This is a genomic window from Ancylobacter sp. (assembly GCF_965279025.1).
Classification (GTDB): Bacteria; Pseudomonadota; Alphaproteobacteria; order Rhizobiales; family Xanthobacteraceae; genus Ancylobacter.
This window is the reverse complement of record NZ_OZ257132.1, coordinates 2,196,076-2,220,935: the sequence shown is the minus strand read 5'-3', so window position 1 is coordinate 2,220,935 and position 24,860 is coordinate 2,196,076. Positions and strand designations below refer to the sequence as shown.

Genomic DNA, 24,860 nt, shown 5'->3' with positions numbered 1-24,860 from the left:
TGGTGGTCCAGGTTTGTCGGGTGAAAAGCGCAGCCGCGCCGTTCGCGCGGCCTACCCCGCCGCCGAGGTTCCCTGCGCCCAGGTGCCGCCCTCGATCTTGGAAGCGGCGATCACCGCCTGGGTGCGGCTCTCCACCCCGAGCTTCTGCAGGATGGCGGAGACATGCGCCTTCACCGTCGCCTCGGAGACGCCGAGCTCATAGGCGATCTGCTTGTTGAGCAGTCCCTCGGACAGCATCATCAGCACCCGCACCTGCTGCGGGGTCAGCGTCGCGAGGCGGGAGACCAGCGCCTGCGTCTCCTTGTCGGCGCCGCCGGCGAGGTCGACATCCGGCGGGGTCCAAGTGCGGCCCTCCAGCACGGCGGCGATGGCCTCGCGCATGGTTTCCACCGCGCTGGTCTTGGGAATGAAGCCCGAGGCGCCGAATTCCATGCAGTTGCGGATGACGCCGGCTTCCTCGTTGGCGGAGACCACCACCACCGGGATGCCGGGATATTGCGCGCGCAGATACATCAGCCCGGAAAAGCCGCGCACGCCGGGCATGGTGAGGTCGAGCAGGATCAGGTCGAGGTCGCTCTCACGCTCCAGCAGGGCCTGAAGGTCCTCGAAGCCGCCGGCCTCGAACAGTTCCGCGGCGGGAAACTGACGTGATACCGCCTCGCGCAGCGCGCCCCGGAACAGCGGATGATCGTCGGCGATCACCAGCCGGAAACTCGTCGTCGTGTCCACGCGCAGCGGCCCCATCGCAAGTCAACGCTCGACCTTTAGTGGGCCTCGCCCACAAACGCCACAACCATTTCGCGCCGGTGCGGCCGCACCCGGTGCTCCACAAGATAGATTCCCTGCCAGGTGCCGAGCGCCATGCGCCCGCCGATGACAGGCACGGCGAGGCTGACGCCGGTCAGCACCGCCTTGATGTGGGCGGGCATGTCGTCCGGCCCTTCCAGCGCGTGTACCCAACCGGCATTCTCCGGCGCCAGGCGCTCCAGCGCGGTGAGAAGATCGACCCGCACGTCGGGATCGGCGTTCTCCTGCAGGGTCAGCGAGGCCGAGGTGTGCCGGCAGAACACCGAGACTTCGCCGTCGCGCGCGTGCACGCCGGCCAGAAAGGCCGAGACGGCGCCGGTTATTTCGGTGAAGCCGCGCCCGGGCGTATCGACCGCGAGAACCGTCGAGAAGCGCCGCGTGACCGCGCTTTCGCGCACCTCGCCTTGCCGGATACGCGCCATCCGCATTCCTCCTGTCGCCCCTGCGCGCTGGACGTAGCGCGCCAGCTGGGATTGGATAGACCCGATCCATCCCCGATGACAGGCCTTCGCCACGCCATTCCGGAGTGTCGCTCTCTCATGACGTCCGCACGCCCCCAGGCAACCCTCCGCCCCTCCACCCCCTTGCTGGTTGATCCCGCCCTGTTCGACCCCGCCTCGGTCGCGCCCGACACGCGGGCGGTGAATGCGAGCATCGTGAAGGCGCTCGGCGCCATCCCCGACCGCTGGGTGTTTCCCATGGCGGTGCTGCGCAAGCTGCGGCTCGAAGGCAAGGGCCCGTTCCCGCTGTCGCCGGAGAGTCCTCTCGCGCAGGTGATCGAGATCGACGGGCCGCGCGGGCCGATCCCGCTGCGCATCCTTACCCCCGCCGCGCCGCCGAAAGGCGTCTATTTGCACCTTCACGGCGGCGGCTGGTGCCTGGGGTCGGCGCGCGAGAATGACGGGCTCAACCACCGCTTTGTCGAGCGCACCGGCTTCGCCGTCGTCTCAGTGGATTACCGGCTGGCCCCCGAGCTGCCCTACCCCGCCGGGCCGGACGATTGCGAGGCCGCCGCGCTCTGGCTGGTGCGCGAGGGACCGGGCCGCTTCGGAACCGAGCGTTTCGCCATTGGCGGCGAATCGGCGGGTGCGAACCTTGCGGTCGCCACGCTGCTGCGCCTGCGCGACCGGCACGGGCTTGCTCCCTTCCGCGCCGCCAGTCTCAACGCCGGCGCCTATGATCTCGGCCTGACGCCGAGCGCGCGGCGCTGGGGCGACGAGCCGCTGGTGCTGAACACACGGGACATCAACGTCTTCGTCGGCCATTATTTGCGCGAGGGCGGCGATATCGGCACGGACGATGTATCACCGCTGCAGGCCGACCTCACGGGGCTGCCGCCGGCGCTGTTCACCATCGGCACCCGCGACGCGCTGCTCGACGACACGCTGTTCATGGCGCCGCGCTGGCTTTCCGCCGGCAACCCGGCCGAACTCGCGGTCTATCCCGGCGGCTGCCACGTCTTTGTCGGCTTTCCCGGATCGCTCGCCGACCAGGCGCTGGCCCGCATCCACGCCTTCATCGGCACCTGCTGAACCTAAAGGCCCTCGCCTTTGGCCGGCGGGGCCGGGGGCTGGCGGGCACCATTGGGGAATTCCTCGCGGAAGCGCTCCACCATTTCAAAGAAACGGCGGAAGGCGTGCTCGGCAACATCCATGGCCTGGTCGAGGCGCTTTCGCGCCTCGGGCGGCAGGGCGTCATCCGCGTCCGGCGGCGTCGGCGCCTGCGCGGTCGGGGGCGGCGGCGAGGGAGGTGCGTCGAGCGGCGGCGCGTCCGGCCGCACCATGATGTCGGGCACGCCGGCGCGGGCGCCGGGACGACCGCTCTCCAGCGCCGCGATACGCGCCTGCAGCCGACCGATCTCCGCCTCCAGCGCTGCCCGGTCGTCGGGCACCACCTCGCAGGTCCAGCCACCGGCGCGCTGGGCGCAGAACGACATGGCGCCAGTGCGGGTGTCGAGCCGCATCAGCCCTCCCTCCACCGGCTGCATGGAGAAGGGCGTCGCCATGCCGGGAGATGGAGGAGCGGGCGCCTGCGCCTGCGCCCCCGCCGTCATCAGCAGCGTTGCGGCGAGGAGGGCGAGCCCTGCCCGCCCGGTTGCCGCCGCGATCCTGGTCTGTCGCATGCCGGAACCTCCCTGGTGCGCCGCGCCTATGGCGTGAACGGCGTCCGTCCGCTGGCTAACGCCCGGTCGAGCAGATCGATCCGGTCCTGTCCCCAGAACACCTCGCCGTCGAGCACATAGGCGGGCGAGCCGAACACATCCGCCTCGATCGCGTCGTCGTGATTGGCTTGATAGATGGTGGCGGTGCGGTCCTCGCCCGCCGCCGCGAGCAGCGCCTCGGGCAGGCCGAGTTCAGCGAGCACCGCCGTCAACGCCGCCGGGTCCGCCAGGTTCTCCTCGCGCTGCCAGACACCGGACATCAGCCGCCCGGTCAGCGGCCCCACATCATGGCCGGCGATCTGCGCGGCAATGACCATCCGGTCGGCCGTCTTGGGGTCGAACGGCCAATGCGCCGGCTTCACATGGAGATCGATGCCGCGCGCCTCGCGCCAGCGCTTGAGCTCCAGCAGCCGGTAGCGCTGGCGGGCGGGGTGGCGCTTGGCGAGCGGCAGCCCCCCGGTTTCGGCGAACAACTCCCCCAGCAGCACCGGGCGGAAATTCACCCGCGCGCCATGGCGGCGCGCCACATCGAGAAAGGGCGCGTGGCCGATGAAGGCCCAGGGACTGATGACGGAGAAATAATAGTCGATCGATCGGGACATCGGGGCACTCGGCAAGCGTGGCACTGTGCGGCGGCAGCCTGTCAGGCGGCGGTGACCCGTCAACCTGCCCGGCCTTCCGCTACGCCAGGCTAATGCACCACCCTCGCCGAGGGAATGAAAGCCCCTTCAAGGAGAAAGACGCCCGCCAAAGAAAACGGCGCCCGAGAGGAGCGCCGCATTCTGAAGTGATAGCAAAGGCCGAAACGGCCTTTCCGTCAGGCCGCGCTGCGGGCCGAAAACGCGCTGACCATCTGGCGCAGTTCGGCGATGGCTTCCTCGATCTCGACCTTCTGCTGCTCAAGCAGGCCAAGCTGCTCGGCGCATTTTTCACGGGTAAGGGCGAGGCCGCCGGCGGGCATCGCGCTGCCTTCGCGCAGGGCCACCATCGCCTTGATCTCGGCAAGGGTGAAGCCGAGCTTCTTGCCTTTGAGGATGATGGCGAGGCGCGAGCGCTCGGCGGCGCTGTAAAGGCGGGTCAGGCCCTCACGGCGGGGGGCGAGAAGACCCTTGTCCTCATAGAAGCGCAGCGCGCGCAGCGTCACGCCGAACTCGCGGGCGAGATCGCCAATGGTAAAGAAACCGGTTTCGCCCGAGGGGGCGAGGGAGATTTCGGCGGTGCGTTCGGCCTCGTAGGAGGTGAAATCCATCTGGGCAGCTCCAGTGAAGGGGGGCAACGCGTCAGCGATGTTGCCGCACTGTCGCAGAGAGGTTGCCGCTAGGGGAGAAAGTCACACCCGACGTTAGGGAAACTTACTGTTAAATGAAAATCTAAGTATCTATAAATCAATGACTTTTTGAAAATCCGCCAGAACGGCCGGGCGCAGGCAACTTGGCTGCACTGCACAATCCGCCCCTCCGACTCGGCAGAGCGCGGCGCCTGTCGGGCGCACGCCGCAGAGTCGGCGGCCCGTGCGACGGTGTCGAAAACCGGCAACATCATGGCAGCGATGTGGCCGACCGCGGCCGCGCATTAACGCGACCTTTACCAAGAATCGAAAGAGTTGCGGCAGCCGGCCTTCACGGGCCGTCGCGGTGATTCCCGCCGCCAACCGTGCCGGAGCGACGGAGACCAAGGTGAGGCAAGAGGCCCCTTCGACCACCGGGCATATCGCTCCCGAAGCGTGGCGCGCCATGAGCGACGCCGCCCGGCAGGCCGGCCTGCCATTGGACCAATGGCTGCGCGACCAATTGCTGGGAACCACCGCCGCCGGCACGCCGCCAAATGCGGACGGGCTCAACAATCTGGCGGAGCTGCGCCGCCGCATCGAGGAACTGGCCGGCCAGCTCGGACGCATCGATCCGCCTGCCGCTCCCGCATTTCCCGAGGCATCCGCCGCGTCTGCCTCCGCGCAGGCGGCGACAGGCTGGGTCGAAGACCCCTCCCGCGTGTCCGCTGCGGCGCCGGCATCGGCTCCCGCCCGCCCGTCCCTCGCCTCGGCCGGGGCGGCGCCTCGCGATGACCGCCTGGCTGCGGCGATCCGCGAAATCGACCGGCGCCTGGAGGCGCTGCAGCTCACCCGGCCGCGCGGCACCACGCCGGACAGCGTGCCGACGCCCGCCGCCATCGAAGCCGCCGTGGCCGAAATCGCCGCCCGCCAGAGCGAACTCGACCGCGACGCCGCCACCCGCCACCGGGCGGAGCCGGCGCCGCCGTCCCGCGAGGCCGCGCGACCCGCACCAGCCGTGCGCGCCCCCCTGCCGCGCGAACCCATCACGCCGGAGCCCTCCGCCGCCCGCGCCGACGCCGGCCCCACGCCCGCTTTCGCTGCGGAGCCGGAGGTCGTCGCGGCCCCCGCCGTCACGCCCCCGCCGGTTCACGCCACGCTGGCGGCGCTGCAGGGCGAGCTGGCGGGCATGCGCCAATCGCTCGCCACCCTCGCCCCGCGCCGCTCGGTCGACGAGCTGCAGCGCGTGGTGCAGCAGCTCGCCGAGCGGGTCGAGCAGTCGCAGACCCGCGACGAGGAGCTCCGCGGCGCGCTGGCGGCGCTGCGCGAAATGATCGGCGGCCTCACTCTGCCGGAGCACCCCGCTCTGCTGCTCGGGCGCATTGGCGCGCTGGAGCGCAAGCTCGACATCGTCAACGCCAAGGTCGTGGACGGTGCCACCGTCGCGCGGCTGCAGGCGCAGGTGAGCGACATCCGCGAGCTTCTGGCGCGCGCACTGTCGTCGGATTCGGTGCGCCTGCTGGCCGAGCAGGTGTCGCTTTTGGCGACCAAGGTCTCGGAGATGGCCGCTAATGAGGATCGCGCGGTCCGCACGGTGGTGGGGTCGCTGGAGCGCCGCATCGACACGCTGGCCGACCGGATCGGCAGCCAGCCGGCGCCGGTCATTCCGCTCGACGACCTGGTCAGCCGGCTCGATGCCATCCAGTCGGGCCTCGCCAGCGCCCGCCGCGAGCTGCCCGCCGGCATGGAATCGCTGATCAAGGGCCTTTCCGACCGCCTCGAGCGGATCGAGCGGCCGATCGCCCAGCCGGTTGAGAATCCCCGCCTCGAAGCGCTCGGCCGGCAGATCGAGGATCTCACGCACACGGTGGAGAAAGCCGTCAGCGGTGCGGAAGTCTCGCGCCAGCTGGCCAGCATCGAGCGCGCGGTCAACGACCTGTTCATCCAGATGGAAGAGACGCGGGCGACGCTTCTCGCGCCTCCGCGCCAGCGCCCGCCCTCGGGCCCCAGCGGCCCGCCCGACCTTGCCGCCACCCGCCTCCGCCGCGAGGTCGCGCAGATCGAGACCCGGCTGGCAGCCGACGGCGCATCTGTCGACGCCTCCTTCTCCGCCCGCGCGGAAGCCGCCGTCGCCACCGAGCTCGCCGCCGAATTGACGGCCGAGCGCGCGCCGCCGGAAGCCGCCGCCGAAACTCCCGCGCCGCCTCCCGTGCTTGCCCCCCCGCCCGGCGTCGCGAGCTTCACTCCGGCTCCGGCCTCGATCCCGAAGGCGTTCGAGCCCCAGCTGATGCGCGCCGCCCTGGAAGCGCTCAGCCGCACCTCGGCGAACCGCCGCAATGAGACGGAAGGTGGCGAGCCTGCGCCGTCCGACGCGCCGCAGCCGGCTCCCGAACAGGCCATCGTCGCCGAGACCGAGATGGCGGCCGCCGACAGCGCCCCGACGCGCGCCGCGTTCATCGCCCAGGCCAGGCGCGCCGCGCAGCCTTCCGCCGGCCCGGCGCCGGAACCGGCCCGGCTCTCCTCGGCCGCGCGCGCCGATGTGCAGCCGCCGCCCCCGCGCGGCTACCTCGCCGGGCGTCACCGCGCCAAGCCGGGCCGCTGGCTGGCGCGGGTGCGCGCCATGTTGTTCATCGGCCTGTGCGGCTCGGCACTGGCCTATGGCTCGTGGCACCTGCTGGCCCAGCTCCGGCAGGAACAGCTGCGCGCCGCCGGCCCCGCCTCCGTGCCCGGGCCGGAGGACATCACCGGCTCCATCGGCAAGCCCGCGCCGCGTCCGCCGGCCTATATCGGCACGCCGGCCACGCCCGAGGCCGCCCCGCAGCCCGGCACCCCCGCGCCGGCGATGATCGGCCCGTCCAGCCTGTCGCTGCCCAGCGACCTTCCCGGCGGCATTGCCAACCAGAGCCTGCGCGCCGCCGCGCTGGGAGGCGATCCCGCCGCCGCCTTCGAGATCGCCCGCCGCTTCCTGAACGGCGAAGGCGTGGCGCCCAATCCCGGCCGCGCCGCGCAATGGTATGCCTACGCGGTGGACCGGGGCTCGGTGCCCGCCGCCTATCGGCTGGGCGCGCTCTATGAGAAGGGCGTGGACGGCGTGCCGCGCGATCTCGCCAAGGCCCGCGCGCTGTATGAGCGCGCCGCCAATGCCGGCAATGTCGCCTCCATGCACAATCTCGGCGTGATGCTCGCCTCCGGCGATGGCGGCCCGTCGGACTATGCCGGCGCCGCACGCTGGTTCACCCGCGCCGCCGAACGCGGCATGCGCGACAGCCAGTATAATCTCGCGGTGCTGTATGCCCGTGGCCTCGGCATGCCGGCGAGCCCGGTCGAGGCCTGGCGCTGGTTTGCGCTTGCCGCCGCGCGCGGCGACAGCGAGGCCGCCGTGCGGCGCGATCAAATTACGCCCTCGCTCGACGCCTACACGCTGGCCGAAGCCCGCCGGGAGGTGGAGCATTGGACGCCGCTCCTCGCCGATGCCCACGCCAATGACGGCCCGATGGCCGGCGCCACCGGCGGCGAACCGCAGCAGACCGCCTCGCGCTGAGCCTAGCGGCGAGGCTAACGGTCTGGCAGGCAGACATGGTGGGCGATGCGGTAGGTGCGCGCCGCGCCCACCACATGCGCCTCGTAATTGCCGGCGAACAGGCCCGCCAGCGCCGCATCGCGAATGTTCAGCCCGCCCGCATAGGCGCCGAGCGCCGGCATCACCAGGCGGGCCCCGTCGGTGGCGAAGCAGCGCCGGCGCAGGCTGCGCCCGCGCAGCACCAGCCGCGCCACCGGGTGGAAATGCCCGGCAATCTCGCCCTCGGGGCTGCCGGCGGCCGGCTCGTGGCGCAGGGTCAGCGGGCCGATGGAAAGTTCGCCGGCATGCAGGCCGCCAATCCCCGGCATCGGCTCGGGATCGTGATTGCCGGCGATCCACACCATGTCGCGCCCGCGCGCCAGGCCGGCGAGGCTCTCGCGTTCGGCTGTGCCCAACCGGCCGGCGCCGCCGCGATCATGGAAGCTGTCGCCCAGCGCGATGAGGGTGCGCGGCATCCAGCGCGCGACGATGCGCTCCAGCAGGGCGAGCGTGGCGCGGGTGTCGTAGGGCGGCAGAGGCACGCCGCGCGCGGCGAAGGCGGAACCCTTTTCCAGATGCAGGTCGGCGACGATCAGCGCCCGCTCCGACGGCCACCAGAGCGCGCCGGCCGGGTCGAGCACCACGCGCGCGCCGGCCAGGGCGAACTCACCCTCAAGGGCCCGCTCATCGGCCAGGCTCGCGGCGGCGGTCGTCGTCGGCATCGGCGGCACGCATCGCCTCCTTGATCAATTCGTCTTCGGCCTCGGCCAGCAGCGCCTCCGAGGCCCCGCCCGCCACCATTTCGCGGCCGATCTCCAACATGACAGGCACCGCCAGCGGCGACACGCGCGTCAGCGGCACGTGATCGATTCGCCCGCTCACCCGCACGAGCATGTCGGAGAGCCGGCGAATGTCCAGCAGCCCCGTGGCCGCATCCGCCCGCGCCGCGCGCAGCAGCACATGGTCCGGCTCGTGCCGGCGCAGCACGTCATAGACGAGATCGGTGGACATCGTCACCTGGCGGGAATTCTTCTCCTTGCCGGGGAAACGCCGCTCGATCAGCCCGGCGATGACCGCGCATTGGCGGAAGGTGCGCTTCATCAGCGCCGATTCGGCGAGCCACTCCTCCAGGTCGTCGCCCAGCATGTCGGCGTCGAACAGCGCATCCAGGGAGAGCCGCCCCTGGGTGATCGCCTGCGACATGTCGCTGACCCCATAGATGACCAGCGCATAATCATTGGCCATGAAGCCGAGCGGGTGCAGCCCGGCGCGGTCCAGCCGTCGGGTGAGCAGCATGCCGAGCGTCTGGTGCGCCAGCCGGCCCTCGAAGGGGTAGGCGACGAGATGATACCGCCCGCCGCGCGGAAAGGTCTCGACCAGCAGATCCTCCCGCCCCGGCAGCCGCGAGCGCAGCTTCTGCAACTCCAGCCAGTCTTGCACCTGGCCGGGCAGGCTCGCCCAGCGCGCCGGCTCGGAGAGCAGCGCCCGCACCCGCGCGGCGAGGAAGGTGGAAAGCGGGAACTTGCCGCCGGCATAGGAGGGCACCCTCGGCTCGGTGGCATGGGTGCGGGCGACGCGGACCTCGTTCTCGACGATGGTGATGTATTCCAGCACCTCGCCGGCGAAGACGAAGGTGTCGCCGGGGCTCATGGTCTCGACGAAATACTCCTCCACCTCGCCCAGCACCCGGCCGCCGAACCGCGCCTTGGCACCGGCAAGGCGGACCTTCAGCATGGAGGATTCGACGATGGTTCCGACATTTAGCCGGTATTGCTGCGCCACCATCGGGTTGGTGACGCGCCAGCGCCCGTCTTTCATCTGCTTGATGCGGGCGAAGCGCTCATAGGCGCGCAACGCGTAGCCGCCAGTGGCGACGAACTGCACGACATCGTCGAAATCGGCGCGGGAAAGCTGCGCATAAGGTTCGGCGGAGGCCACCTCGGCGTGGAGGTCGGCCGCGTCGAACGGGCCGGAACATGCCATGCCCAGCACATGCTGCGCCAGCACGTCGAGCGCCCCGGTGCGGATCACCGCGCCGTCCTGCGCCCCGGCCCGCACCGCCTCCAGCGCCGCCCGGCATTCCAGCACCTCGAAGCGGTTCGCCGGCACCAGCACGGCGCGCGAGGGCTCGTCCAGCCGGTGATTGGCGCGGCCGATCCGCTGCATGAGGCGGGAGGAGCCCTTGGGTGCGCCGACATTCACCACCAGATCCACCGCCCCCCAGTCGATGCCGAGATCGAGCGAGGAGGTGCACACCACCGCCTTCAGCCTGCCCTCGCCCATGGCCGCCTCCACCCGGCGGCGCTGCGAAACGTCGAGCGAGCCGTGATGCAGCGCGATCGGCAAATTGGCGTCGTTGACGTGCCACAGCTCCTGGAACAGCAATTCGGCCTGCATGCGGGTGTTGACGAACACCAGCGTCGTGGTGTGCTGGGTGATGAGGCGGTAGATCTCCTTCAGCGCATGGCGCGCCGTGTGCCCGGCCCACGGCACATGGGCGGCGCTTTCCAGCATGGAGAGCTCGGCCCCGGCGCCGGCCTCGGCCACCACCAGTTCGCCCATTTCGCCATTTCCGCGCTGCGGCACCAGCCAGCGGCGCAGCGTGTCGGGGTCTGCCACCGTCGCCGAAAGCCCCACCGTCTGCGCGGCGGGGGCGATGGCGCGCAGGCGGGCGAGGCCGAGCGACAGCAGGTCGCCGCGCTTGGAGCCGGCCAGCGCGTGGAGCTCGTCCAGCACGATGCGCCGAAGGTCGCCGAACAGGTGCGCAGCATCGTCGGAAGCCAGCAGCAGCGCGATCTGCTCGGGCGTGGTGAGCAAGATGTCCGGCGGGTCGCGCCGCTGGCGCTGGCGGCGCGAGGCCGGCGTGTCGCCGGTCCGCGTCTCGATGCGGATGTGGAGTCCCATCTCCTGCGCCGGCCGCTCCAGATTGCGCGCGACATCGACGGCGAGCGCCTTCAGCGGCGAGATGTAGAGCGTGTGCAGGCCGGGCGGGCGGGCACTGTTGCGCGATGCCGGCCGGCCGGCGAGTTCCACGAGGCTCGGCAGGAAGCCGGCGAGCGTCTTGCCGGCGCCGGTCGGGGCGACCAGCAGCGTCGAGCGCCCCTCGCGCGCCTTGGCCAGCAGATCGAGCTGATGCGCACGCGGCGCCCAGCCCCGGCCGGCAAACCAGCTCTGGAACGGCTCGGGCAGAAGATCGTCGGGCGGCGCATCCATGATCGGCACCGCGAGAAGCTAGTGCCTCGCCGGCGAATTGCGAGCCCCCTCACCCCTCGCGCAGCGCGACGGCGAGGAGGCCGGCGACCGGCTGGTCCTTTTCCCGGCGCACCGAGACCGGCTCCAGCACCAGCGGCGCCAGTCCCGCCGCAACCAGCCGATCGCGGACATAATCCGGCGCATGGGCGAAGCGCAGCGTGTTGCGCAGCAGCACGTCGGCGCCGTCATGCGTCTCGGTGGTGAAGGCAAGCACCCCGCCCGGCTCCAGCACGCGGTGGCTCTCCCGCAGGATGGGGCCGAGATCGTCGAGATAGCAGAAGGCGTCGCCGGCGAAGACCAGGTCGACCTCGCGCGCCGGCCTGTCACGGAGAAAGGCGACCATCTCGCCGGCCGCCAGCGCGTCATAGATGTTCCGCCGCCGCGCCTGCGCGACCATGTTGGGCGAGAGGTCCACCCCCTCCATCATGCCGATGCGCTGGACGAGGCGGGCGCCGACCAGCCCGGTGCCGCAGCCGAGATCGAGCCCGTGGGCGAAGGCATAGGACCGGCCGAGGCGCGCGCAGGCGCCCGCCAGCGCCGCGTCGATCACCTCCGGCCCGCGATAGTCGAGCCGCGCCAGCGCCGCGTCGAAGCGCTCGGCATATTGGTCGAACAGCACGCGCACATAGGCCTCGCTCATGCCGGCCACCTCGCCCTCCAGCCGGGCAAGGCGCAGCGTGGCGCCCAGCGTATCGGCGGGGTCGAGCGACAGCGCCTGCCCGAAGGCGTCCCGCGCGCCGGCCGCATCGCCTGCCGCCTCGCGCGCCTCGCCCAGCAGGAACCAGCCCGGCGCGTAATGGCCGGCGCGGGCCACCGCCTCGGTGAGAAGCTCCGCCGCGTCGCCCGCCTTGCCCTCTTCCATCAGCGCCCGTGCCCAGTCGATCCGGCGATCGACCGTGGGGTCGCCGGAGGAAAGAATGAGCCGGCCGGAGGCCATGGGGGGATCTCGCGAAAAAGCTGAAGGGCGCCCTATATAGGTTCCACGATGCGCCCGGAAGAGCTTCTCCACACCACCCCACAGGGGCTTTATTCGCCGGCCGGCGACTTCTTCATCGACCCGACGCGGCCGGTGGCGCGGGCGCTGATCACCCATGGCCATTCCGACCATGCCCGTTCCGGCCACCGCGCGGTCATGGCGACACGCCAGACGCTGGAGATCATGGCCATCCGCTACGGCGAGAATTTCGCCGAAACCACGCAGGCGGCGGATTACGGCGAGCGGCTGGAGGTGAACGGCGTCGGCGTCACCTTCCATCCCGCCGGGCATATTCTCGGCAGCGCCCAGATCGCGCTGGAATGGCGCGGCTGCACCATCGTCGCCTCGGGCGATTACAAGCCCGGCGCCGACCCCACCGCCGTGCCGTTCGTGCCGGTGCCCTGCCACGTCTTCATTTCCGAGGCGACCTTCGGCCTGCCGGTGTTCCGCCATCCCGCCGCGGCGGACGAGATCGCCAAGCTCGTCGCCTCGCTGGAACTGTTCCCCGAGCGGGCGCATCTGGTCGGCGCCTATGCGCTGGGCAAGGCGCAGCGAGTGATGGCGCTGCTGCGCGCCGCCGGGCACGACAAGCCGATCCTTCTCCATGGCGCCATGGAGAAGCTGACCGCCTATTACCGCACGCAGGGTATCGATCTCGGCAAAACCCGCCCGGCCCGCGACGCCACCCCGGCCGAGCGCGCCGGCGCGGTGGTGCTGTGCCCGCCCAGCGCGCTGGCCGATGTGTGGTCGCGGCGTTTTCCCGATCCCGTCACCGCCTTCGCCTCGGGCTGGATGCGCATCCGCGCCCGTGCCCGCCAGAACGGCGTCGAGCTGCCGCTGATCATCTCAGACCATGCGGACTGGGACGAATTGCAGGCCGCCATCCTCGCCACCGGCTGCGAGGAGTTGTGGGTCACCCATGGCCAGGAGGATGCGCTGGTGCATTGGGCCGGGCTCGCCGGCCTGCGCGCCCGGCCGCTGCACATGGTCGGCTATGGCGAGGAGGAGGGCGAGAGCGGCACGGCGCCGGAAGCGACCGTCGCCGATGTTTCTGCGGCCGCGGCTTCCGCCGGGGACTCGGCCGCCACGCCTCCCACTTCCGACCCGGAGCTGGCGCCGTGAATCGCTTCGCCGCCTTGCTCGACCGCCTCGCCTATGAGCCGCGCCGCAATGGCAAGGTGCGGCTGATCGCCGATTATTTCCGCCACACGCCGGACCCCGAGCGCGGCTGGGCGCTGGCGGCGCTCACCGGGGCGCTGTCGTTCCGCAATGCCAAGCCGGGCCTCATCCGCCAGCTCATCGGCGAGCGCACCGACCCGGTGCTGTTCGCGTTGTCCTATGATTATGTCGGCGATCTCTCGGAAACCGTCGCGCTGATGTGGCCGACGCCCCCCGGGCTGAACGACACCGAGCCGCCGCCGCTTTCGGCGATCGTCGAAACGTTCACCCATATGGGCCGTACCGAAATGGCGGCGGTGCTCACCTCGCTGCTCGACCGGCTGGACGAGACCGGGCGCTGGGCGCTGCTGAAGCTCATCACCGGCAGCCTGCGCATCGGCGTCTCGGCGCGCCTCGCCAAAACGGCCGTCGCCGCGCTGGGCGAACACCAGCCCGACGCCATCGAGCTGATCTGGCCGGGGCTGGAGGCGCCGTATGAGGCGCTGTTCGCCTGGGCCGAGGGGCACGGCCCAAAGCCGGAGACCGAAGACCCTGCCCCGTTCCGCCCGGTCATGCTCTCCCATCCGCTGGAAGAGGCGGATATCGAAAAGCTCGACCCGGCGGCGTTTCGCGCCGAATGGAAATGGGACGGCATCCGCGTGCAGGCGGCCCGCGCTGCCGGGCCGGACGGGCAGCATGTCACGAGACTCTACAGCCGCACCGGCGAGGATATTTCCGGCGCCTTCCCCGATCTTGGCGAAGCGCTGGCCTTTGACGGCGTGGTGGACGGCGAACTGCTCATCCTGCGCGAGGGGCGCGTGCAGTCCTTCAATGTGCTGCAGCAGCGGCTGAACCGCAAGGCGGTGACGCCCAAGCTGGTGATGGAGTTCCCCGCCCATATCCGCGCCTATGACCTGCTGGTGGAGGCCGGCGAGGACCTGCGCGAGCTGCCCTTCGAGGCCCGCCGGGCGCGGCTGGGGGCGCTGGTCGCCGCCCATCCCGCGCAGGGGCGGCTCGACCTCTCGCCCCTTGTCCCCTTCCCGACATGGGAGGCGCTGGCCGCCGCCCGCGCCGACCCCGCCGCCCACGGCGCGGGCGCCGATGCCGAGGCGGTGGAAGGGGTGATGCTGAAGCGCGCCGACAGCTTCTACCTTCCCGGCCGCCCCAAGGGGCCGTGGTGGAAATGGAAGCGCGACCCGCACAGCGTCGATGCCGTGCTGATGTATGCCCAGCGCGGGCACGGTAAGCGCTCCTCCTATTATTCCGACTACACCTTCGGGGTGTGGACGGAGGCCGGGGAACTGGTGCCGGTCGGCAAGGCCTATTTCGGCTTCACCGATGCCGAGCTCATCGAGATCGACCGCTTCGTGCGCCGCCACACGGTGAACCGCTTCGGCCCGGTGCGCGAGGTCACCCACACGCCGACCGAGGGGCTGGTTGTGGAAGTGGCGTTCGAGGGGCTCGCCCGCTCCACCCGTCACCGCTCCGGCCTCGCCATGCGCTTTCCCCGCATCGCCCGGCTGCGCTGGGACAAGCCGCCCGGCGAGGCGGACCGGCTGGAAACGCTGGAGCGGATGATCGGCGACGAAGGCCACGCTCCCCGCCGGCCCACCGCCGTGCTAGGGAAGCAGCGTTCGCCTGCCGAGGAACCGTGAGTCATGGCCGATAATCAGTTTGCCCGCTGGATGGGCGGTTCGCCCTTCTGGGTTCTCATGCGCCTCGTGCTGCTGTCGGTCGTGGTCGGCGTCATTCTCGCGGCGCTCGGCCTCGACCCGCTGAACATCCTCTCCAGCCTGGAAAGCCTGGTGCGGCACCTGTTCAATTTCAGCTTCGAGGCGATCGAGCGGCTGTGGCGCTACTTCATCCTCGGCGCCGTCATCGTGATCCCGCTCTGGCTGATCCTGCGCATCGCCAATCGCGGCCGCTGAAACCGTGAGCCTGGCATCCGCCGGCCGGGTGGAGGTCACCTCCCGGCGGTTCCTCGCCATTGCGCTGCCGGCGACGCTGGCGCAGATGACGACGCCGGTGCTCGGGCTGGTGGCCACCGGCGCCATCGGCCGGCTGGGCGATGCGGTGCTGCTCGGCGCCGTGGCGGTGGGCGCGCTGCTGTTCGATTTCGCCTTCTGGATCTTCGGCTCGCTCCGCATGGGCACGGCGGGTCTCACCGCGCAGGCGCTGGGGCGCGGCGAGAGCGTGGAGCTGCGCGCGGTACTGATCCGGGCCTTGCTGATCGCAGCCGTCATCGGGCTCGCCCTCATCCTGCTGCACGGGCCTATCGCCGACATCGCCTTTCTGGGCATGGGCGCCAGCGAGGGCGTGCACGCGGCGGCCATGGTCTATTTCTCCGTGCGCATCCTCTCGGCCCCCTTCGCCATCGGCAATTTCGCCGTGCTCGGCTGGCTGGTCGGCATCGCCCGCACCGATATCGGCCTCGGCCTGCAGATCCTCATCGCCATCGTGAACGCGGTGGCCACGGTGCTGTTGGTGCTGTGGTGGGATTTCGGCATTGCCGGCGCCGCCGCCGCCAATGTGCTGGCGGAAATGGTCGGCACGCTGTTCGGGCTCATCGCCGCCGGCCGGCTGATCGGGCGCGACTGGCGGGTGCCGTGGCGCACCGTGCTGGACCGCGCGCGGCTGATCGAGACGGTGGCGGTGAACCGGGACATCATGCTCCGCACCGCGCTGATCATGAGCGTGCTGCTGTTCTTCACCGCGCAGGGCGCCCGGCATGACGACGTGACGCTGGCCGCCAATGCCGTGCTCTACAACATCATCATGGTGTCGGCGTTCTTCCTCGACGGCTTCTCCACCGCCGCCGAGCAGATCTGCGGCCAGAGCGTGGGGGCAAGGGACCGGGCGGGGTTTCGCCGCGCCGTCCGCCTCGTGTTGTTCTGGGGCTTCGGCTTTGCCGCGCCGGCCACCGCGCTGCTGCTGGTTGGCGGCGGGCCGTTGATCGACCTGCTCTCCGCCAATGCCGCCGTGCGCGAGGTCGGCCGGCAGTTCCTGCCGCTGGCGGCGCTCACCCCGCTGCTCGGCGTCGCCGCCTTCGCCTATGACGGCATCTATGCCGGCTCCACCTGGGCGCGCGACATGCGCAACATGATGATCCCGGCGGTGGCGCTGTTTTTCCTCGCCTGGTGGCTGACTCTGCCGCTCGGCAATACCGGCCTGTGGCTGGCCTATCTCGCCTTCATCGCCGGGCGCGGCATCTTCCTGGCCCTGCGCCTGCCGGCGCTGGAGCGGGCGACCTTCGGCTAGATGGGGAACGGCGTCGCCACCAGCGCGCCCGCCCGCCGCCCGGTCAACGCGGGGAGCGTGGCGTTCTCGCGCGTGAGCTGCGCCAGCAGCCCCTCCTTGATCCGCTCCACCAGCCCCAGCCCTTCATAAACCAGCCCGGAATAGAGCTGGATCAGGCTCGCCCCGGCCTCGATCTTGGCAAGCGCCGTGGCAGCGCTGTCGATGCCGCCGACGCCGATGAGCGGGAAGGCCCCGTCCACCCGCACATAGGCTTCCGCCAGCATGCGGGTGGAGAGGGCGAAGACCGGCCGGCCGGAAAGCCCGCCGGTCTCGGCTTTGTGCGGCGAGCGCAGGCCCGGCGGCCGGGAGATCGTGGTGTTGGAAACGATGAGCCCGTCAATGCGGCGCCGGCGCGCCACCGCGACGATGCCGTCGAGATGCGGCAGCGCCAGATCGGGGGCGATCTTCAGCAGCAGCGGCACGCCGGGCGCCGTCGCGTCGCGCGCTTCCATCACCCGCGCCAGAAGCGCGTCGAGCGCGCTCTCCTCCTGCAGGTCGCGCAGGCCCGGCGTGTTGGGCGAGGAGACATTGGCGGTGAAATAGCTCGCCAGCCCGGCAAAGGCGCGGATGCCAGAGACATAATCGGCGGCGCGGTCGGTGGAATCCTTGTTGGCCCCCACATTCACCCCGATGATGCCCCGCGCCCGGCGCCCCTGGCGCGCGGCGAGGCGCGCGGCGGCGGGCGCGTGGCCACCGCTGTTGAAGCCATAGCGGTTGATCACCGCCCGGTCCTCGGTGAGGCGGAAATTGCGCGGGCGCGGATTGCCCGGCTGCGGGCGCGGCGTGATCGTGCCGACCTCGGCAAAACCGAAGCCGGCGCCGAGCATCGCGTCCGGCACTTCTGCTTCCTTGTCGAAGCCGGCCGCCAGCCCCACCGGGTTGGGAAAGGCGAGGCCGAAAGCCGTCACCGCAAGACGCGGATCGTCCACCGGGGCGGGCCGGGGCGGCAGGCAGGACAGCCCGCGGATGGACAGACTGTGCGCGGTCTCCGGGTCCAGCAGCCGGGCGAAGGGCAAGGCAAGGTCGAGCAGAGAACTCACGCGCGTCATCCTTCCAGCGCCGGGAACACATGGCGGCCCTGCGGGCCCAGCGGCAGTTCGCGCACGCTCGCCACCGCATCCAGGACCAGCGCGCCGTAGAGATGGGGGAACAGGTCGCCACCGCGCGAGGGCTCCCAGCGCAGCGCCGCCGGATCGAGAAGATCGGTCTTCACCGCCACCAGCAAGAGGTCGTCCTGCCCGGCAAAATGCTTGGCGGCCGTCTCGGCGACCTGCCCGGCGGTGGAGAAATGGATGAACCCGTCCGCCACATCGACCGGCGCGCCGTCGAATTGCCCGGCGGCCTCCGCCGCCTGCCACAGTGCGCGCGGCGCGATCTTGTAGATGAGGGTGGTCTGCGCGTGCGGCATGTCTCGCCCCCTGGTTCCGATGAAAGCCCGTCCTATCCGGTGGCGCTGCCGCTGGCAACGCGTCGCCAGGCCCGCACGATCGCCTGCGCGGACAGGCGGATGTCGTCCTCCGTGGTCGACGCACCGATGATCGAGAGCCGCAGGATCCACCGCCCCCGCCATTTCGCACTGCCGGCGAAGCAGGTGCCTTCCTGCTGCAGGGCGGCGATGGCGGCAAGGGTGAGGGCATCGCCCACCGCCTCGTCCGCATCGGTGCCGAAGCGCACCGCCACCTGGTTCAGCACCACCTCGTTCAGCACGGCGATACCCGGCTCGGCCGCGAGCAGCGCCGCCAGCAGCCGCGCCTGCGCGCAGTGGCGCTCCACCATGGCGGCGATGCCGTTGCGGCCGAAATGACGCAGCAGCGCCCAGGTGGCGAAGCCCCGGGCGCGCCGCGAAAGCTCCGGCACGTAATGCGAGGGGTCGCGCTCATGCTCGCTCACCGCCGGCAGGTAGCTGGCGGCGATGGTCATCGCCCGGCGATGCGCCTCGGCATCGCGCACGATCACGTAGCCGCAATCGAACGGCGTCTGCAGCCATTTGTGCCCGTCCGTCGCCCAGGAATCGGCGGCCTCCAGCCCCTGCGCGAGGTGCGCGCGGGCGGGGCAGGCGCGTGCCCACAGGCCGAAGGCGCCGTCCACATGCACCCAGCCGCCGCGCGCCTGGGCCAACGGCACGATCCGCTCATGCGCATCGACAGCGCCGGTGTGGATATGCCCGGCCTGCGTCACCACGATCAGCGGCGCGCCCTCGGGCACGTCGCGCGCCAGAATCGTCTCGAAGGCGTCGACATCCATGACGCCCTGCGGGTCGGCGGGCACGCGCAGCAGGCTGGCCTTGCCGAAGCCGAGATAATGCAGCGCGGAGAACACACTGGCATGCGCCTCCGCGCCGATCAGCACCCGCACCGGCGGGGCACCGAACAGGCCCTGCGCTTCCACATCCCAGCCCGCCCGGCGCAGCACCTCGCCGCGCGCGGCGGCAAGGCCGACAAAGCTCGCCATGGTGGCGCCGGTGACGAAGCCGAGCGAGCACGCGGCGGGCAGGCGCAGCACCTCCAGCAGCCAGCGCGCGGCCACGGTCTCGGCGGCGGCAGCGGCCGGGGCCGCGACATGGTTGGCGGTGTTCTGGCCCCAGGCGGAGGTCAGCCAGTCGGCGGCGACGCCGACGGGGTGGGAATTGCCGATGACCCAGCCGAAGAAGCGCGGCCCGGTGCTGGCATGCAGGCCCGGCACGGCGCGGCGCACCAGCTCGTCCAGCACCTGCTCCGCCGGTTCGCCCTGCTCCGGCAGCGGGTCGTCGAAGGAGGCGACGGATTGCGCGTAGCTCGCCTGGGCGCACTGGCTCTCCTGCGGCGCGGTGCGGTAGGCGATGGCGTGACGCGCGGCGCTGCTCAGCACCGCCCCGGCGTCGCCGGCCGCGTCGCTGGCATCCGCATTCCCCACATCGCTTTGCGCCATGGCCCGCTCCTCCGAAGGGCGGCCATCCTAGGCAGCGCGCCTGCCCTGTCCAGCGCCGGGCCGAATGCGGCGGCGCGAGGTTGAAAAGCCCGTGGACGCAGGCGAAAATAGGGTATAATTCCTACGCTGCAGATAAAATTCCGGACCCGAATCATGCTGACCCATGCGCAGATCTGGCGTGCCGTGGATGGCCTTGCCGAACGCCTTGGCCTCAGCGTGTCGGGGCTGGCGCGGCGTGCGGGGCTAGACGCCACGAGCTTCAACCGCTCCAAGCGCGAGGCCTCGGACGGGCGGCCGCGCTGGCCCTCCACCGAGAGCATCGCCAAGATACTCGCCGCCACCGATACCAGCCTCGACGACTTCATGGCGCTGATCGACGGCTCGGGCAAGCGGCGCGCCATCCCGCTCATCGGCTTCGCGCAGGCGGGCGGGGGCGGCTATTTCGACGATGCGGGCTTTCCCGTCGGCGGCGCGTGGGACGAGATCGCCTTCCCCAATGTCGGCGACGAGCACGCCTATGCGCTGGAGATTTCCGGGGATTCCATGCTGCCCCTGTACCGCGACGGCGATGTCGTCGTGGTCTCGCCGGGCGCGCCCATAAGGCGGGGCGACCGGGTGGTGGTGAAAACGCGCGAGGGGGAAGTGCTGGCCAAGGAACTGAAGCGGCAGACCAACCGCACGGTGGAACTGCGCTCGCTCAACCCTGATCATCCCGACCGGCTGCTGCAGGATGGCGAGATCGCCTGGATCGCCCGCGTGCTGTGGGCCAGCCAATAGGGTGGCCCACACATGGAAACGGCCCCGCAAGGGGCCGCTCCGAACGTGTCTGGTCGTGGGAAACCGGCGTTGTCAGCAGCGCACCGCCACGCGGCGGCCATAGCGGTCATAGGCGTAGCAGTCGCCCGGCGAGGTAGCCGCGCCGATGAGCGCACCCGTGCCCGCACCGACACCGGCACCGATCGCCGCGCCCGTGCCACCACCGGCGATGCCGCCAATAACCGCGCCGGCGCCGCCGCCGATGAGCGCGCCGCCGGTCGCCCGGCGTTCCGTGGTGGTGCAGGCCGCGATGCTGAGCGTAGCGAGCGAAAGCACAACGATCTTGAGCATGATCCCTCTCCAGATTTGACCTTGCCGGACCTGACCCCCAGATCGCGACGGCATTTCCCGAATTCACAGGCATTCCGCGCGGCGGCGTTTGCCGCAGCGAGCAGGTGCCCGTGAGGTAACGTATGCGTGTCGAGTCGGTTCCACGGAATTTGTCGGGATGGCGCTTCCTAAGCGCGACGCGGGGCATTATGCTATAAAACTAGTAGGTTTTTTGCCCGTGTGGAGCCCGCCATGACCATTCGCCTGGGGGACATCGTTCCCGATTTTACCGCCGAGACCACCGAAGGCCCGATCCGCTTCCATGAGTGGCTGGGCGATTCCTGGGGCGTGCTGTTTTCGCACCCGAAGAATTTCACCCCGGTCTGCACCACCGAGCTCGGACAGGTCGCGCGGCTGAAGCCGGAATTCGACCGCCGCAACGTCAAGGTGATCGGCCTGTCGGTGGACCCGCTCGACGCCCACGCGAAATGGGCCGACGACATTGCGGAGACGCAGGGCTACGCCCCCAACTTCCCGCTGATCGCCGACCCGGACCGCACGGTTTCCGGCCTCTACGACATGATCCACCCCAACGCCTCCGACACCATGACGGTGCGCTCGGTCTTCGTCGTCGGGCCGGACAAGAAGCTGAAGCTCTCGCTCACCTATCCCGCCAGCGCCGGGCGCAATTTCGACGAGATATTGCGGGTGATCGACTCGCTGCAGCTCACCGCCCGGCATTCGGTGGCCACGCCCGCCAACTGGAAGGACGGCGACGACGTCATCATCGTTCCCTCGGTCAGCGACGAGGCGGCGAAGGAGAAGTTTCCGCAAGGCTGGAAGACGCTGAAGCCGTATCTGCGGGTCGTCGCCCAGCCGGGCAAGTGAGCAGGCGGCCGCCTCCGGCCCATCGTCATCCCCGGGCCTGACCCGGGGATCCACGACTTCCGTCGACGCAAAGATGCGGAGGACCGGGCCAAACCCGGCCTCTACGGGAGCGCGGCGGCGATCCCGAACCGCCGCGCGCTGGGAGGCCTCAGGGCGCCAGCAGCTGGCGGTACTGGATGAAACCGGTGCGCTCGGCCACCGCGTTATAGAGCTTCTGCGCGGTCTGGTTGGTCTCGTGGGTCAGCCAGTAGACCTTGGACGCGCCATTCGCCAACGCGTCCGCGTGGACATGGGCGATCAGCGCCCGGCCGGTGCCCTTGCCGCGCAGGGTGGGGTCGACGAACAGGTCGTTGAGGTAGCACACGCTGCCCTCGCTCCAGGTCGAGCGGTGGAAGATCCACTGCACAAGGCCCACGGCGCGCCCGCTCTCGTCGAAGGCCAGCGCGCCGTGCACCGGTTCGGCCGGGTCGATCAGGCGCTGCCATGTCATCGCCGTCACCGCGGCGGGAAGCGTGGCCTCATAGAAGGTGAGATAGCCCTGCCAGAGCGGCAGCCAGCGCTCCTGATCGTCGGGGGTGAGCGCGCGAATATCCGTCATGTCAGCACCATACCTGCGGCAAGCTCGCTGCCGCGCAAGAATTCGTCCGCCGCCATGGCCCGGCTGCCGGCCTTCTGCACTTCGACAAGCCTCACGGCCCCGTCGCCACAGGCGATGGTGAGCGCGCCATCCAGCACCGCGCCGGGCGCGCCGACACCCGAGACAAGCGTCGAGCGCAGCACCTTCACCCGCGTGCCGGCAAGATCGAACCACGCGCCGGGAAAGGGCGACAGGCCGCGAATATGGTCGTGCACCGCCTTGGCGGGCGCCGACCAGTCGATGCGGGTCTCGCTCTTGTCGATCTTGGCGGCGTAGGTGACGCCGATCTCGGGCTGCGGCGTGAAGGTCAGCCCGCCGCGCTCCAGCGCGGCCAGCGCCCGGCCCATGAGGTCGCCGCCGACGATCATCAGCCGGTCGTGCAGTTCGCCCGCCGTCATGTCAGGCGCGATGGCGACGCGCTCCACCAGCCCCACCGGCCCGGTATCGAGCCCGGCCTCCATCTTCATCACCGCGACGCCGGTCTCGGCATCGCCGGCCATGATGGCACGCTGGATCGGCGCCGCGCCGCGCCAGCGTGGCAGCAGCGAGGCGTGCAGGTTGAGGCAGCCCAGCGCCGGCAGATCGAGAATATTCTGCGGCAGGATGCGGCCATAGGCGACCACCACGGCGGCATCCGCCGCATGGCCGGCGAAGGTGTCGGCGGCCTCGGCATCGCGCAGCGTTGCGGGGGTGAGTACCGGAATGCCGAGCCGCTCGGCGGCCCGGTGCACGGGCGAGGGCACGAGGTCGAGCCCGCGCCGTCCCGCCGGGGCCGGGGCCCGCGAGTAGGCCGCGACGACCTCGTGGCCGGCGCCGACAATCTCGACCAGCGTCGGCACGGCGAAATCGGGCGTACCCATGAAGACGATGCGCATCGGCACTCCCGCAGGGTCTGGAGAACGGCAGAAAACGCAGCAGGCGGCCGCGCGGCAGGCGTCAGACGCCGTCGCGCTCCTTCCTTGCCAGCTTGGTGAACTTGGTGATCACCCGGTCGCGCTTGAGCTTGGAGATGTGGTCGATGAACAGCACGCCGTTGAGATGGTCGATCTCGTGCTGCACGCAGGTGGCCAGCAGGCCGTCGGCGTCGATCTCCTGCGTCTCGCCGTTGAGGTCCATGTAGCGGACCCGCACGCTCGCCGGGCGCTCGACATCGGCGTAATATTCCGGGATCGACAGGCAGCCCTCGGAATAGACCGACATCTCCTCGGAAGACGCGATGATCTCCGGGTTGATCAGCGCGATCGGGTGCTTCTCGCGGGCCGCCTCTTCCTCGTCCCGGCCCTCGGCCTGCGCCTCGCGCGGGCCGACATCGACGGTGACGATGCGCTCGGGCACGCCGACCTGGATCGCCGCCAGCCCGATGCCGGGGGCGTCATACATGGTCTCGAACATGTCCTCGACGATCGCGCGCACGCGCGCATCCACGCGCACGACGGGATCGGAGAGCTGGCGCAGGCGGGTATCGGGGAGAATTACGAGCGGGCGTATCGACATGGGCGTCCAGATAAGCGCCGCGCCGGTTTCCGTCAACGCCGCGATTCCCCGCTTTCCAAGCGATGTTCACTCTACGTTCGCACCCGCCGTCGAATCTGCTAGAACGGCCCGATGGATCAGGTTCTGTTCGCGGTCGGCTCGCAGCCCGTGACGCTGGCGCAAGCGCTCGCCGGCGCGGGCGTGCTCGCCTTCCTCCTGCTGGTCGCGGTGCTGCGCGCGGTCTCCCGCTCGGCCCGGCAGAACGCCGTCGAGGCGGACGAGCAGGCGCGCCGCGCCGACGAACTGGAGGAGCGCCTCGCCGACCTCGCCCGCACCCAGGCGGAAACCATCGGCCGGGTGCAGTCCATGGCGGAGGTTCTGGCACAGCGGCAGGGCGATCTCGCCCGCGCGGTGGCCGAGCGGCTCGACGCCTCCTCGCACCGCATGGGCGAGAGCCTCGCCCGCTCCGCCGAGGCGACGCACGAGAACCTCACCAAGCTCAATGAGCGCCTCGCCCTTGTCGACCAGGCGCGGGCGAGCCTCGGCGAGCTCTCAGGCCAGGTGATGAGCCTGCGCGAGACGCTGTCGAACAAGCAGGCGCGCGGCGCCTTCGGCGAAGGGCGGCTGCAGGCCATCGTCGCCGACGGCCTGCCGCGCGACAGCTTCGCCTTCCAGTACACGCTGTCCAATGGCCGGCGCGCCGACTGCGCGATCTACCTGCCCGGCGACAAGCGCCCGCTGCTGGTCGATTCCAAGTTTCCCCTGGAGGCGATCACCGCCTTCCGCGAGGCGCAGACGCCGGAGGCCCGCAAGCCCGCCGAGGCGCGGCTGAAGGCGGATGTCGGCAGGCACGTCAAGGACATCGCCGAGCGCTATCTCGTCAGCGGCGAGACGCAGGATGTGGCGCTGATGTTCGTGCCATCCGAATCCGTCTATGGCGAGCTGCACGAGCATTTCGACGACATCATCCAGCAGGCCTTCCGCGCCCGGGTCATCCTCGTCTCGCCCTCGCTGCTGATGCTCGCCGTGCAGGTGGTGCAGGCCATCTGCAAGGATGCGCGCATGCGCGAGCAGGCCGACCTCATCCGCGCCGAATGCGGCAAGCTGGTTGCCGACGTCATCCGCCTGCGCGACCGGGTCGGCGCCTTGCAGAAGCATTTCGGGCAGGTGAACGAGGATGTCGCGCAGGCGCTGACCTCCGCCGACAAGATCGCCCGGCGCGGCGAGCGCATCGAGCAGCTCGAATTCGAGGCGGACGGCCCGGCGCGCGATATGGCGCTGCCGGAGCTACTGCCGACGCCGCCCCTCTCGACGCCGCCGCTGCGTGGCGCGGCGGAATAACGCGCTGGTCTTTAATCCGTCCAATTCGCAAGGACAGGCTTTGCTGATAGT

Annotated in this window: 24 protein-coding genes; 9 read left to right on the top strand and 15 right to left on the bottom strand. The window is 70.6% G+C overall.

What is annotated here, in order from left to right; translation table 11 throughout:
* Positions 1 to 51 precede the first annotated feature (51 nt).
* Both ACQY76_RS10205 and ACQY76_RS10200 read right to left on the bottom strand, forming a co-directional pair.
* Complete coding sequence (locus ACQY76_RS10205; RefSeq protein WP_428032758.1) at positions 52 to 744, bottom strand: response regulator transcription factor; 693 nt, start codon at positions 742 to 744, stop codon at positions 52 to 54.
* A 20-nt stretch (positions 745 to 764) separates the two neighbouring features.
* Complete coding sequence (locus ACQY76_RS10200) at positions 765 to 1,229, bottom strand: secondary thiamine-phosphate synthase enzyme YjbQ (RefSeq protein ID WP_428032757.1); 465 nt, start codon at positions 1,227 to 1,229, stop codon at positions 765 to 767.
* Between the two features lie 117 nt (positions 1,230 to 1,346).
* Here ACQY76_RS10200 and ACQY76_RS10195 point away from each other — a divergent pair, with 117 nt between their 5' ends.
* Entirely contained in the window at positions 1,347 to 2,339 is a 993-nt protein-coding gene (locus tag ACQY76_RS10195; RefSeq protein ID WP_428032756.1) for an alpha/beta hydrolase, read from the top strand.
* Between the two features lie 2 nt (positions 2,340 to 2,341).
* On the opposite strand, the gene ACQY76_RS10190 is transcribed toward ACQY76_RS10195, so the two are convergent.
* The 3 genes from ACQY76_RS10190 to ACQY76_RS10180 all read right to left on the bottom strand — a co-directional run bounded on the left by ACQY76_RS10190 (position 2,342) and on the right by ACQY76_RS10180 (position 4,217).
* Positions 2,342 to 2,929 (bottom strand): hypothetical protein, encoded by a 588-nt coding sequence (locus ACQY76_RS10190; RefSeq protein WP_428032755.1) that lies wholly within the window; start codon positions 2,927 to 2,929, stop codon positions 2,342 to 2,344.
* 26 nt (positions 2,930 to 2,955) lie between these two features.
* A complete protein-coding gene (locus tag ACQY76_RS10185) occupies positions 2,956 to 3,570 on the bottom strand; it encodes a 2-hydroxychromene-2-carboxylate isomerase (RefSeq protein WP_428032754.1) in 615 nt (204 codons plus the stop codon).
* Between the two features lie 215 nt (positions 3,571 to 3,785).
* Entirely contained in the window at positions 3,786 to 4,217 is a 432-nt protein-coding gene (locus ACQY76_RS10180) for a MerR family transcriptional regulator (RefSeq protein WP_428032753.1), read from the bottom strand.
* 427 nt (positions 4,218 to 4,644) lie between these two features.
* On the opposite strand from ACQY76_RS10180, the gene ACQY76_RS10175 reads away from it, so the two are divergent.
* Positions 4,645 to 7,776: a hypothetical protein gene (locus tag ACQY76_RS10175; protein WP_428032752.1), complete on the top strand. Its 3,132-nt coding sequence runs from the start codon at positions 4,645 to 4,647 to the stop codon at positions 7,774 to 7,776.
* Positions 7,777 to 7,790: 14 nt separating this feature from the next.
* Here ACQY76_RS10175 and pdeM read toward each other — a convergent pair whose 3' ends face one another.
* Genes pdeM through ACQY76_RS10160 form a run of 3 tightly spaced genes read right to left on the bottom strand, consistent with a single transcriptional unit; the run spans position 7,791 to position 11,983 of the window.
* Positions 7,791 to 8,516 carry a ligase-associated DNA damage response endonuclease PdeM gene (gene pdeM / locus ACQY76_RS10170; RefSeq protein ID WP_428032984.1) on the bottom strand — a complete coding sequence of 242 codons (726 nt, stop codon included), beginning with the start codon at positions 8,514 to 8,516 and terminating at the stop codon, positions 7,791 to 7,793.
* Positions 8,479 to 11,007, bottom strand: coding sequence for a ligase-associated DNA damage response DEXH box helicase (locus ACQY76_RS10165; RefSeq protein WP_428032751.1), 2,529 nt, complete (start codon positions 11,005 to 11,007; stop codon positions 8,479 to 8,481). The genes pdeM and ACQY76_RS10165 overlap by 38 nt, the downstream gene beginning before the upstream one ends.
* Positions 11,008 to 11,056: 49 nt before the next feature.
* On the bottom strand, positions 11,057 to 11,983 hold the full coding sequence (locus ACQY76_RS10160) for a class I SAM-dependent DNA methyltransferase (protein WP_428032750.1): 927 nt from the start codon (positions 11,981 to 11,983) through the stop codon (positions 11,057 to 11,059).
* A gap of 48 nt (positions 11,984 to 12,031) precedes the next feature.
* Here ACQY76_RS10160 and ACQY76_RS10155 point away from each other — a divergent pair, with 48 nt between their 5' ends.
* Genes ACQY76_RS10155 through ACQY76_RS10140 form a run of 4 tightly spaced genes read left to right on the top strand, consistent with a single transcriptional unit; the run spans position 12,032 to position 16,438 of the window.
* Positions 12,032 to 13,144, top strand: a complete 1,113-nt coding sequence (locus tag ACQY76_RS10155) for a ligase-associated DNA damage response exonuclease (RefSeq protein WP_428032749.1) — start codon at positions 12,032 to 12,034, stop codon at positions 13,142 to 13,144.
* The gene (locus ACQY76_RS10150; protein WP_428032748.1) at positions 13,141 to 14,835 is read left to right on the top strand and encodes a cisplatin damage response ATP-dependent DNA ligase; all 1,695 of its coding nucleotides are present in this window, start codon (positions 13,141 to 13,143) and stop codon (positions 14,833 to 14,835) included. Before ACQY76_RS10155 ends, ACQY76_RS10150 begins: the two co-directional genes overlap by 4 nt.
* Before the next feature lie 3 nt (positions 14,836 to 14,838).
* Positions 14,839 to 15,108, top strand: coding sequence for a DUF6460 domain-containing protein (locus ACQY76_RS10145; RefSeq protein WP_428032747.1), 270 nt, complete (start codon positions 14,839 to 14,841; stop codon positions 15,106 to 15,108).
* Between the two features lie 4 nt (positions 15,109 to 15,112).
* Positions 15,113 to 16,438 (top strand): MATE family efflux transporter, encoded by a 1,326-nt coding sequence (locus ACQY76_RS10140; RefSeq protein WP_428032746.1) that lies wholly within the window; start codon positions 15,113 to 15,115, stop codon positions 16,436 to 16,438.
* Here the strand turns inward: ACQY76_RS10140 and ACQY76_RS10135 are convergent.
* The 3 genes from ACQY76_RS10135 to ACQY76_RS10125 are packed head-to-tail and all read right to left on the bottom strand — an operon-like array spanning position 16,435 to position 19,384.
* The gene (locus ACQY76_RS10135; RefSeq protein WP_428032745.1) at positions 16,435 to 17,517 is read right to left on the bottom strand and encodes a quinone-dependent dihydroorotate dehydrogenase; all 1,083 of its coding nucleotides are present in this window, start codon (positions 17,515 to 17,517) and stop codon (positions 16,435 to 16,437) included. The genes ACQY76_RS10140 and ACQY76_RS10135 overlap by 4 nt on opposite strands.
* A gap of 5 nt (positions 17,518 to 17,522) precedes the next feature.
* Entirely contained in the window at positions 17,523 to 17,885 is a 363-nt protein-coding gene (locus ACQY76_RS10130; RefSeq protein WP_428032744.1) for a DUF952 domain-containing protein, read from the bottom strand.
* Positions 17,886 to 17,917: 32 nt separating this feature from the next.
* The gene (locus tag ACQY76_RS10125) at positions 17,918 to 19,384 is read right to left on the bottom strand and encodes a pyridoxal phosphate-dependent decarboxylase family protein (protein ID WP_428032743.1); all 1,467 of its coding nucleotides are present in this window, start codon (positions 19,382 to 19,384) and stop codon (positions 17,918 to 17,920) included.
* A gap of 153 nt (positions 19,385 to 19,537) precedes the next feature.
* On the opposite strand from ACQY76_RS10125, the gene ACQY76_RS10120 reads away from it, so the two are divergent.
* A complete protein-coding gene (locus ACQY76_RS10120; RefSeq protein ID WP_428032742.1) occupies positions 19,538 to 20,161 on the top strand; it encodes a S24 family peptidase in 624 nt (207 codons plus the stop codon).
* A 72-nt stretch (positions 20,162 to 20,233) separates the two neighbouring features.
* Here ACQY76_RS10120 and ACQY76_RS10115 read toward each other — a convergent pair whose 3' ends face one another.
* Positions 20,234 to 20,491: a YMGG-like glycine zipper-containing protein gene (locus tag ACQY76_RS10115; protein WP_428032741.1), complete on the bottom strand. Its 258-nt coding sequence runs from the start codon at positions 20,489 to 20,491 to the stop codon at positions 20,234 to 20,236.
* 231 nt (positions 20,492 to 20,722) lie between these two features.
* Between ACQY76_RS10115 and ACQY76_RS10110 the strand changes: the two genes are divergently transcribed.
* Positions 20,723 to 21,358, top strand: coding sequence for a peroxiredoxin (locus ACQY76_RS10110; RefSeq protein WP_428032740.1), 636 nt, complete (start codon positions 20,723 to 20,725; stop codon positions 21,356 to 21,358).
* 148 nt (positions 21,359 to 21,506) lie between these two features.
* On the opposite strand, the gene ACQY76_RS10105 is transcribed toward ACQY76_RS10110, so the two are convergent.
* The 3 genes from ACQY76_RS10105 to def all read right to left on the bottom strand — a co-directional run bounded on the left by ACQY76_RS10105 (position 21,507) and on the right by def (position 23,489).
* Positions 21,507 to 21,956 carry an N-acetyltransferase family protein gene (locus ACQY76_RS10105; RefSeq protein WP_428032739.1) on the bottom strand — a complete coding sequence of 150 codons (450 nt, stop codon included), beginning with the start codon at positions 21,954 to 21,956 and terminating at the stop codon, positions 21,507 to 21,509.
* Entirely contained in the window at positions 21,953 to 22,870 is a 918-nt protein-coding gene (gene fmt / locus ACQY76_RS10100) for a methionyl-tRNA formyltransferase (RefSeq protein WP_428032738.1), read from the bottom strand. The genes ACQY76_RS10105 and fmt overlap by 4 nt, the downstream gene beginning before the upstream one ends.
* A 61-nt stretch (positions 22,871 to 22,931) precedes the next feature.
* Positions 22,932 to 23,489, bottom strand: a complete 558-nt coding sequence (gene def, locus ACQY76_RS10095) for a peptide deformylase (RefSeq protein WP_428032983.1) — start codon at positions 23,487 to 23,489, stop codon at positions 22,932 to 22,934.
* 111 nt (positions 23,490 to 23,600) lie between these two features.
* Here def and ACQY76_RS10090 point away from each other — a divergent pair, with 111 nt between their 5' ends.
* Positions 23,601 to 24,809: a DNA recombination protein RmuC gene (locus ACQY76_RS10090; RefSeq protein ID WP_428032737.1), complete on the top strand. Its 1,209-nt coding sequence runs from the start codon at positions 23,601 to 23,603 to the stop codon at positions 24,807 to 24,809.
* The last annotated feature ends 51 nt before the right edge of the window (positions 24,810 to 24,860 follow it).

Bases quoted from the DNA above. Each gene is read 5' to 3' on its own strand.
- ACQY76_RS10205 (WP_428032758.1), bottom strand. From the start codon at position 744: ATGGGGCCGCTGCGCGTGGACACGACGACGAGTTTCCGGCTGGTGATC.
- ACQY76_RS10200 (WP_428032757.1), bottom strand. From the start codon at position 1,229: ATGGCGCGTATCCGGCAAGGCGAGGTGCGCGAAAGCGCGGTCACGCGG.
- ACQY76_RS10195 (WP_428032756.1), top strand. From the start codon at position 1,347: ATGACGTCCGCACGCCCCCAGGCAACCCTCCGCCCCTCCACCCCCTTG.
- ACQY76_RS10190 (WP_428032755.1), bottom strand. From the start codon at position 2,929: ATGCGACAGACCAGGATCGCGGCGGCAACCGGGCGGGCAGGGCTCGCC.
- ACQY76_RS10185 (WP_428032754.1), bottom strand. From the start codon at position 3,570: ATGTCCCGATCGATCGACTATTATTTCTCCGTCATCAGTCCCTGGGCC.
- ACQY76_RS10180 (WP_428032753.1), bottom strand. From the start codon at position 4,217: ATGGATTTCACCTCCTACGAGGCCGAACGCACCGCCGAAATCTCCCTC.
- pdeM (WP_428032984.1), bottom strand. From the start codon at position 8,516: ATGCCGACGACGACCGCCGCCGCGAGCCTGGCCGATGAGCGGGCCCTT.
- ACQY76_RS10165 (WP_428032751.1), bottom strand. From the start codon at position 11,007: ATGGATGCGCCGCCCGACGATCTTCTGCCCGAGCCGTTCCAGAGCTGG.
- ACQY76_RS10160 (WP_428032750.1), bottom strand. From the start codon at position 11,983: ATGGCCTCCGGCCGGCTCATTCTTTCCTCCGGCGACCCCACGGTCGAT.
- ACQY76_RS10155 (WP_428032749.1), top strand. From the start codon at position 12,032: ATGCGCCCGGAAGAGCTTCTCCACACCACCCCACAGGGGCTTTATTCG.
- ACQY76_RS10145 (WP_428032747.1), top strand. From the start codon at position 14,839: ATGGCCGATAATCAGTTTGCCCGCTGGATGGGCGGTTCGCCCTTCTGG.
- ACQY76_RS10130 (WP_428032744.1), bottom strand. From the start codon at position 17,885: ATGCCGCACGCGCAGACCACCCTCATCTACAAGATCGCGCCGCGCGCA.
- ACQY76_RS10125 (WP_428032743.1), bottom strand. From the start codon at position 19,384: ATGGCGCAAAGCGATGTGGGGAATGCGGATGCCAGCGACGCGGCCGGC.
- ACQY76_RS10120 (WP_428032742.1), top strand. From the start codon at position 19,538: ATGCTGACCCATGCGCAGATCTGGCGTGCCGTGGATGGCCTTGCCGAA.
- ACQY76_RS10115 (WP_428032741.1), bottom strand. From the start codon at position 20,491: ATGCTCAAGATCGTTGTGCTTTCGCTCGCTACGCTCAGCATCGCGGCC.
- ACQY76_RS10110 (WP_428032740.1), top strand. From the start codon at position 20,723: ATGACCATTCGCCTGGGGGACATCGTTCCCGATTTTACCGCCGAGACC.
- ACQY76_RS10105 (WP_428032739.1), bottom strand. From the start codon at position 21,956: ATGACGGATATTCGCGCGCTCACCCCCGACGATCAGGAGCGCTGGCTG.
- fmt (WP_428032738.1), bottom strand. From the start codon at position 22,870: ATGCGCATCGTCTTCATGGGTACGCCCGATTTCGCCGTGCCGACGCTG.
- def (WP_428032983.1), bottom strand. From the start codon at position 23,489: ATGTCGATACGCCCGCTCGTAATTCTCCCCGATACCCGCCTGCGCCAG.
- ACQY76_RS10090 (WP_428032737.1), top strand. From the start codon at position 23,601: ATGGATCAGGTTCTGTTCGCGGTCGGCTCGCAGCCCGTGACGCTGGCG.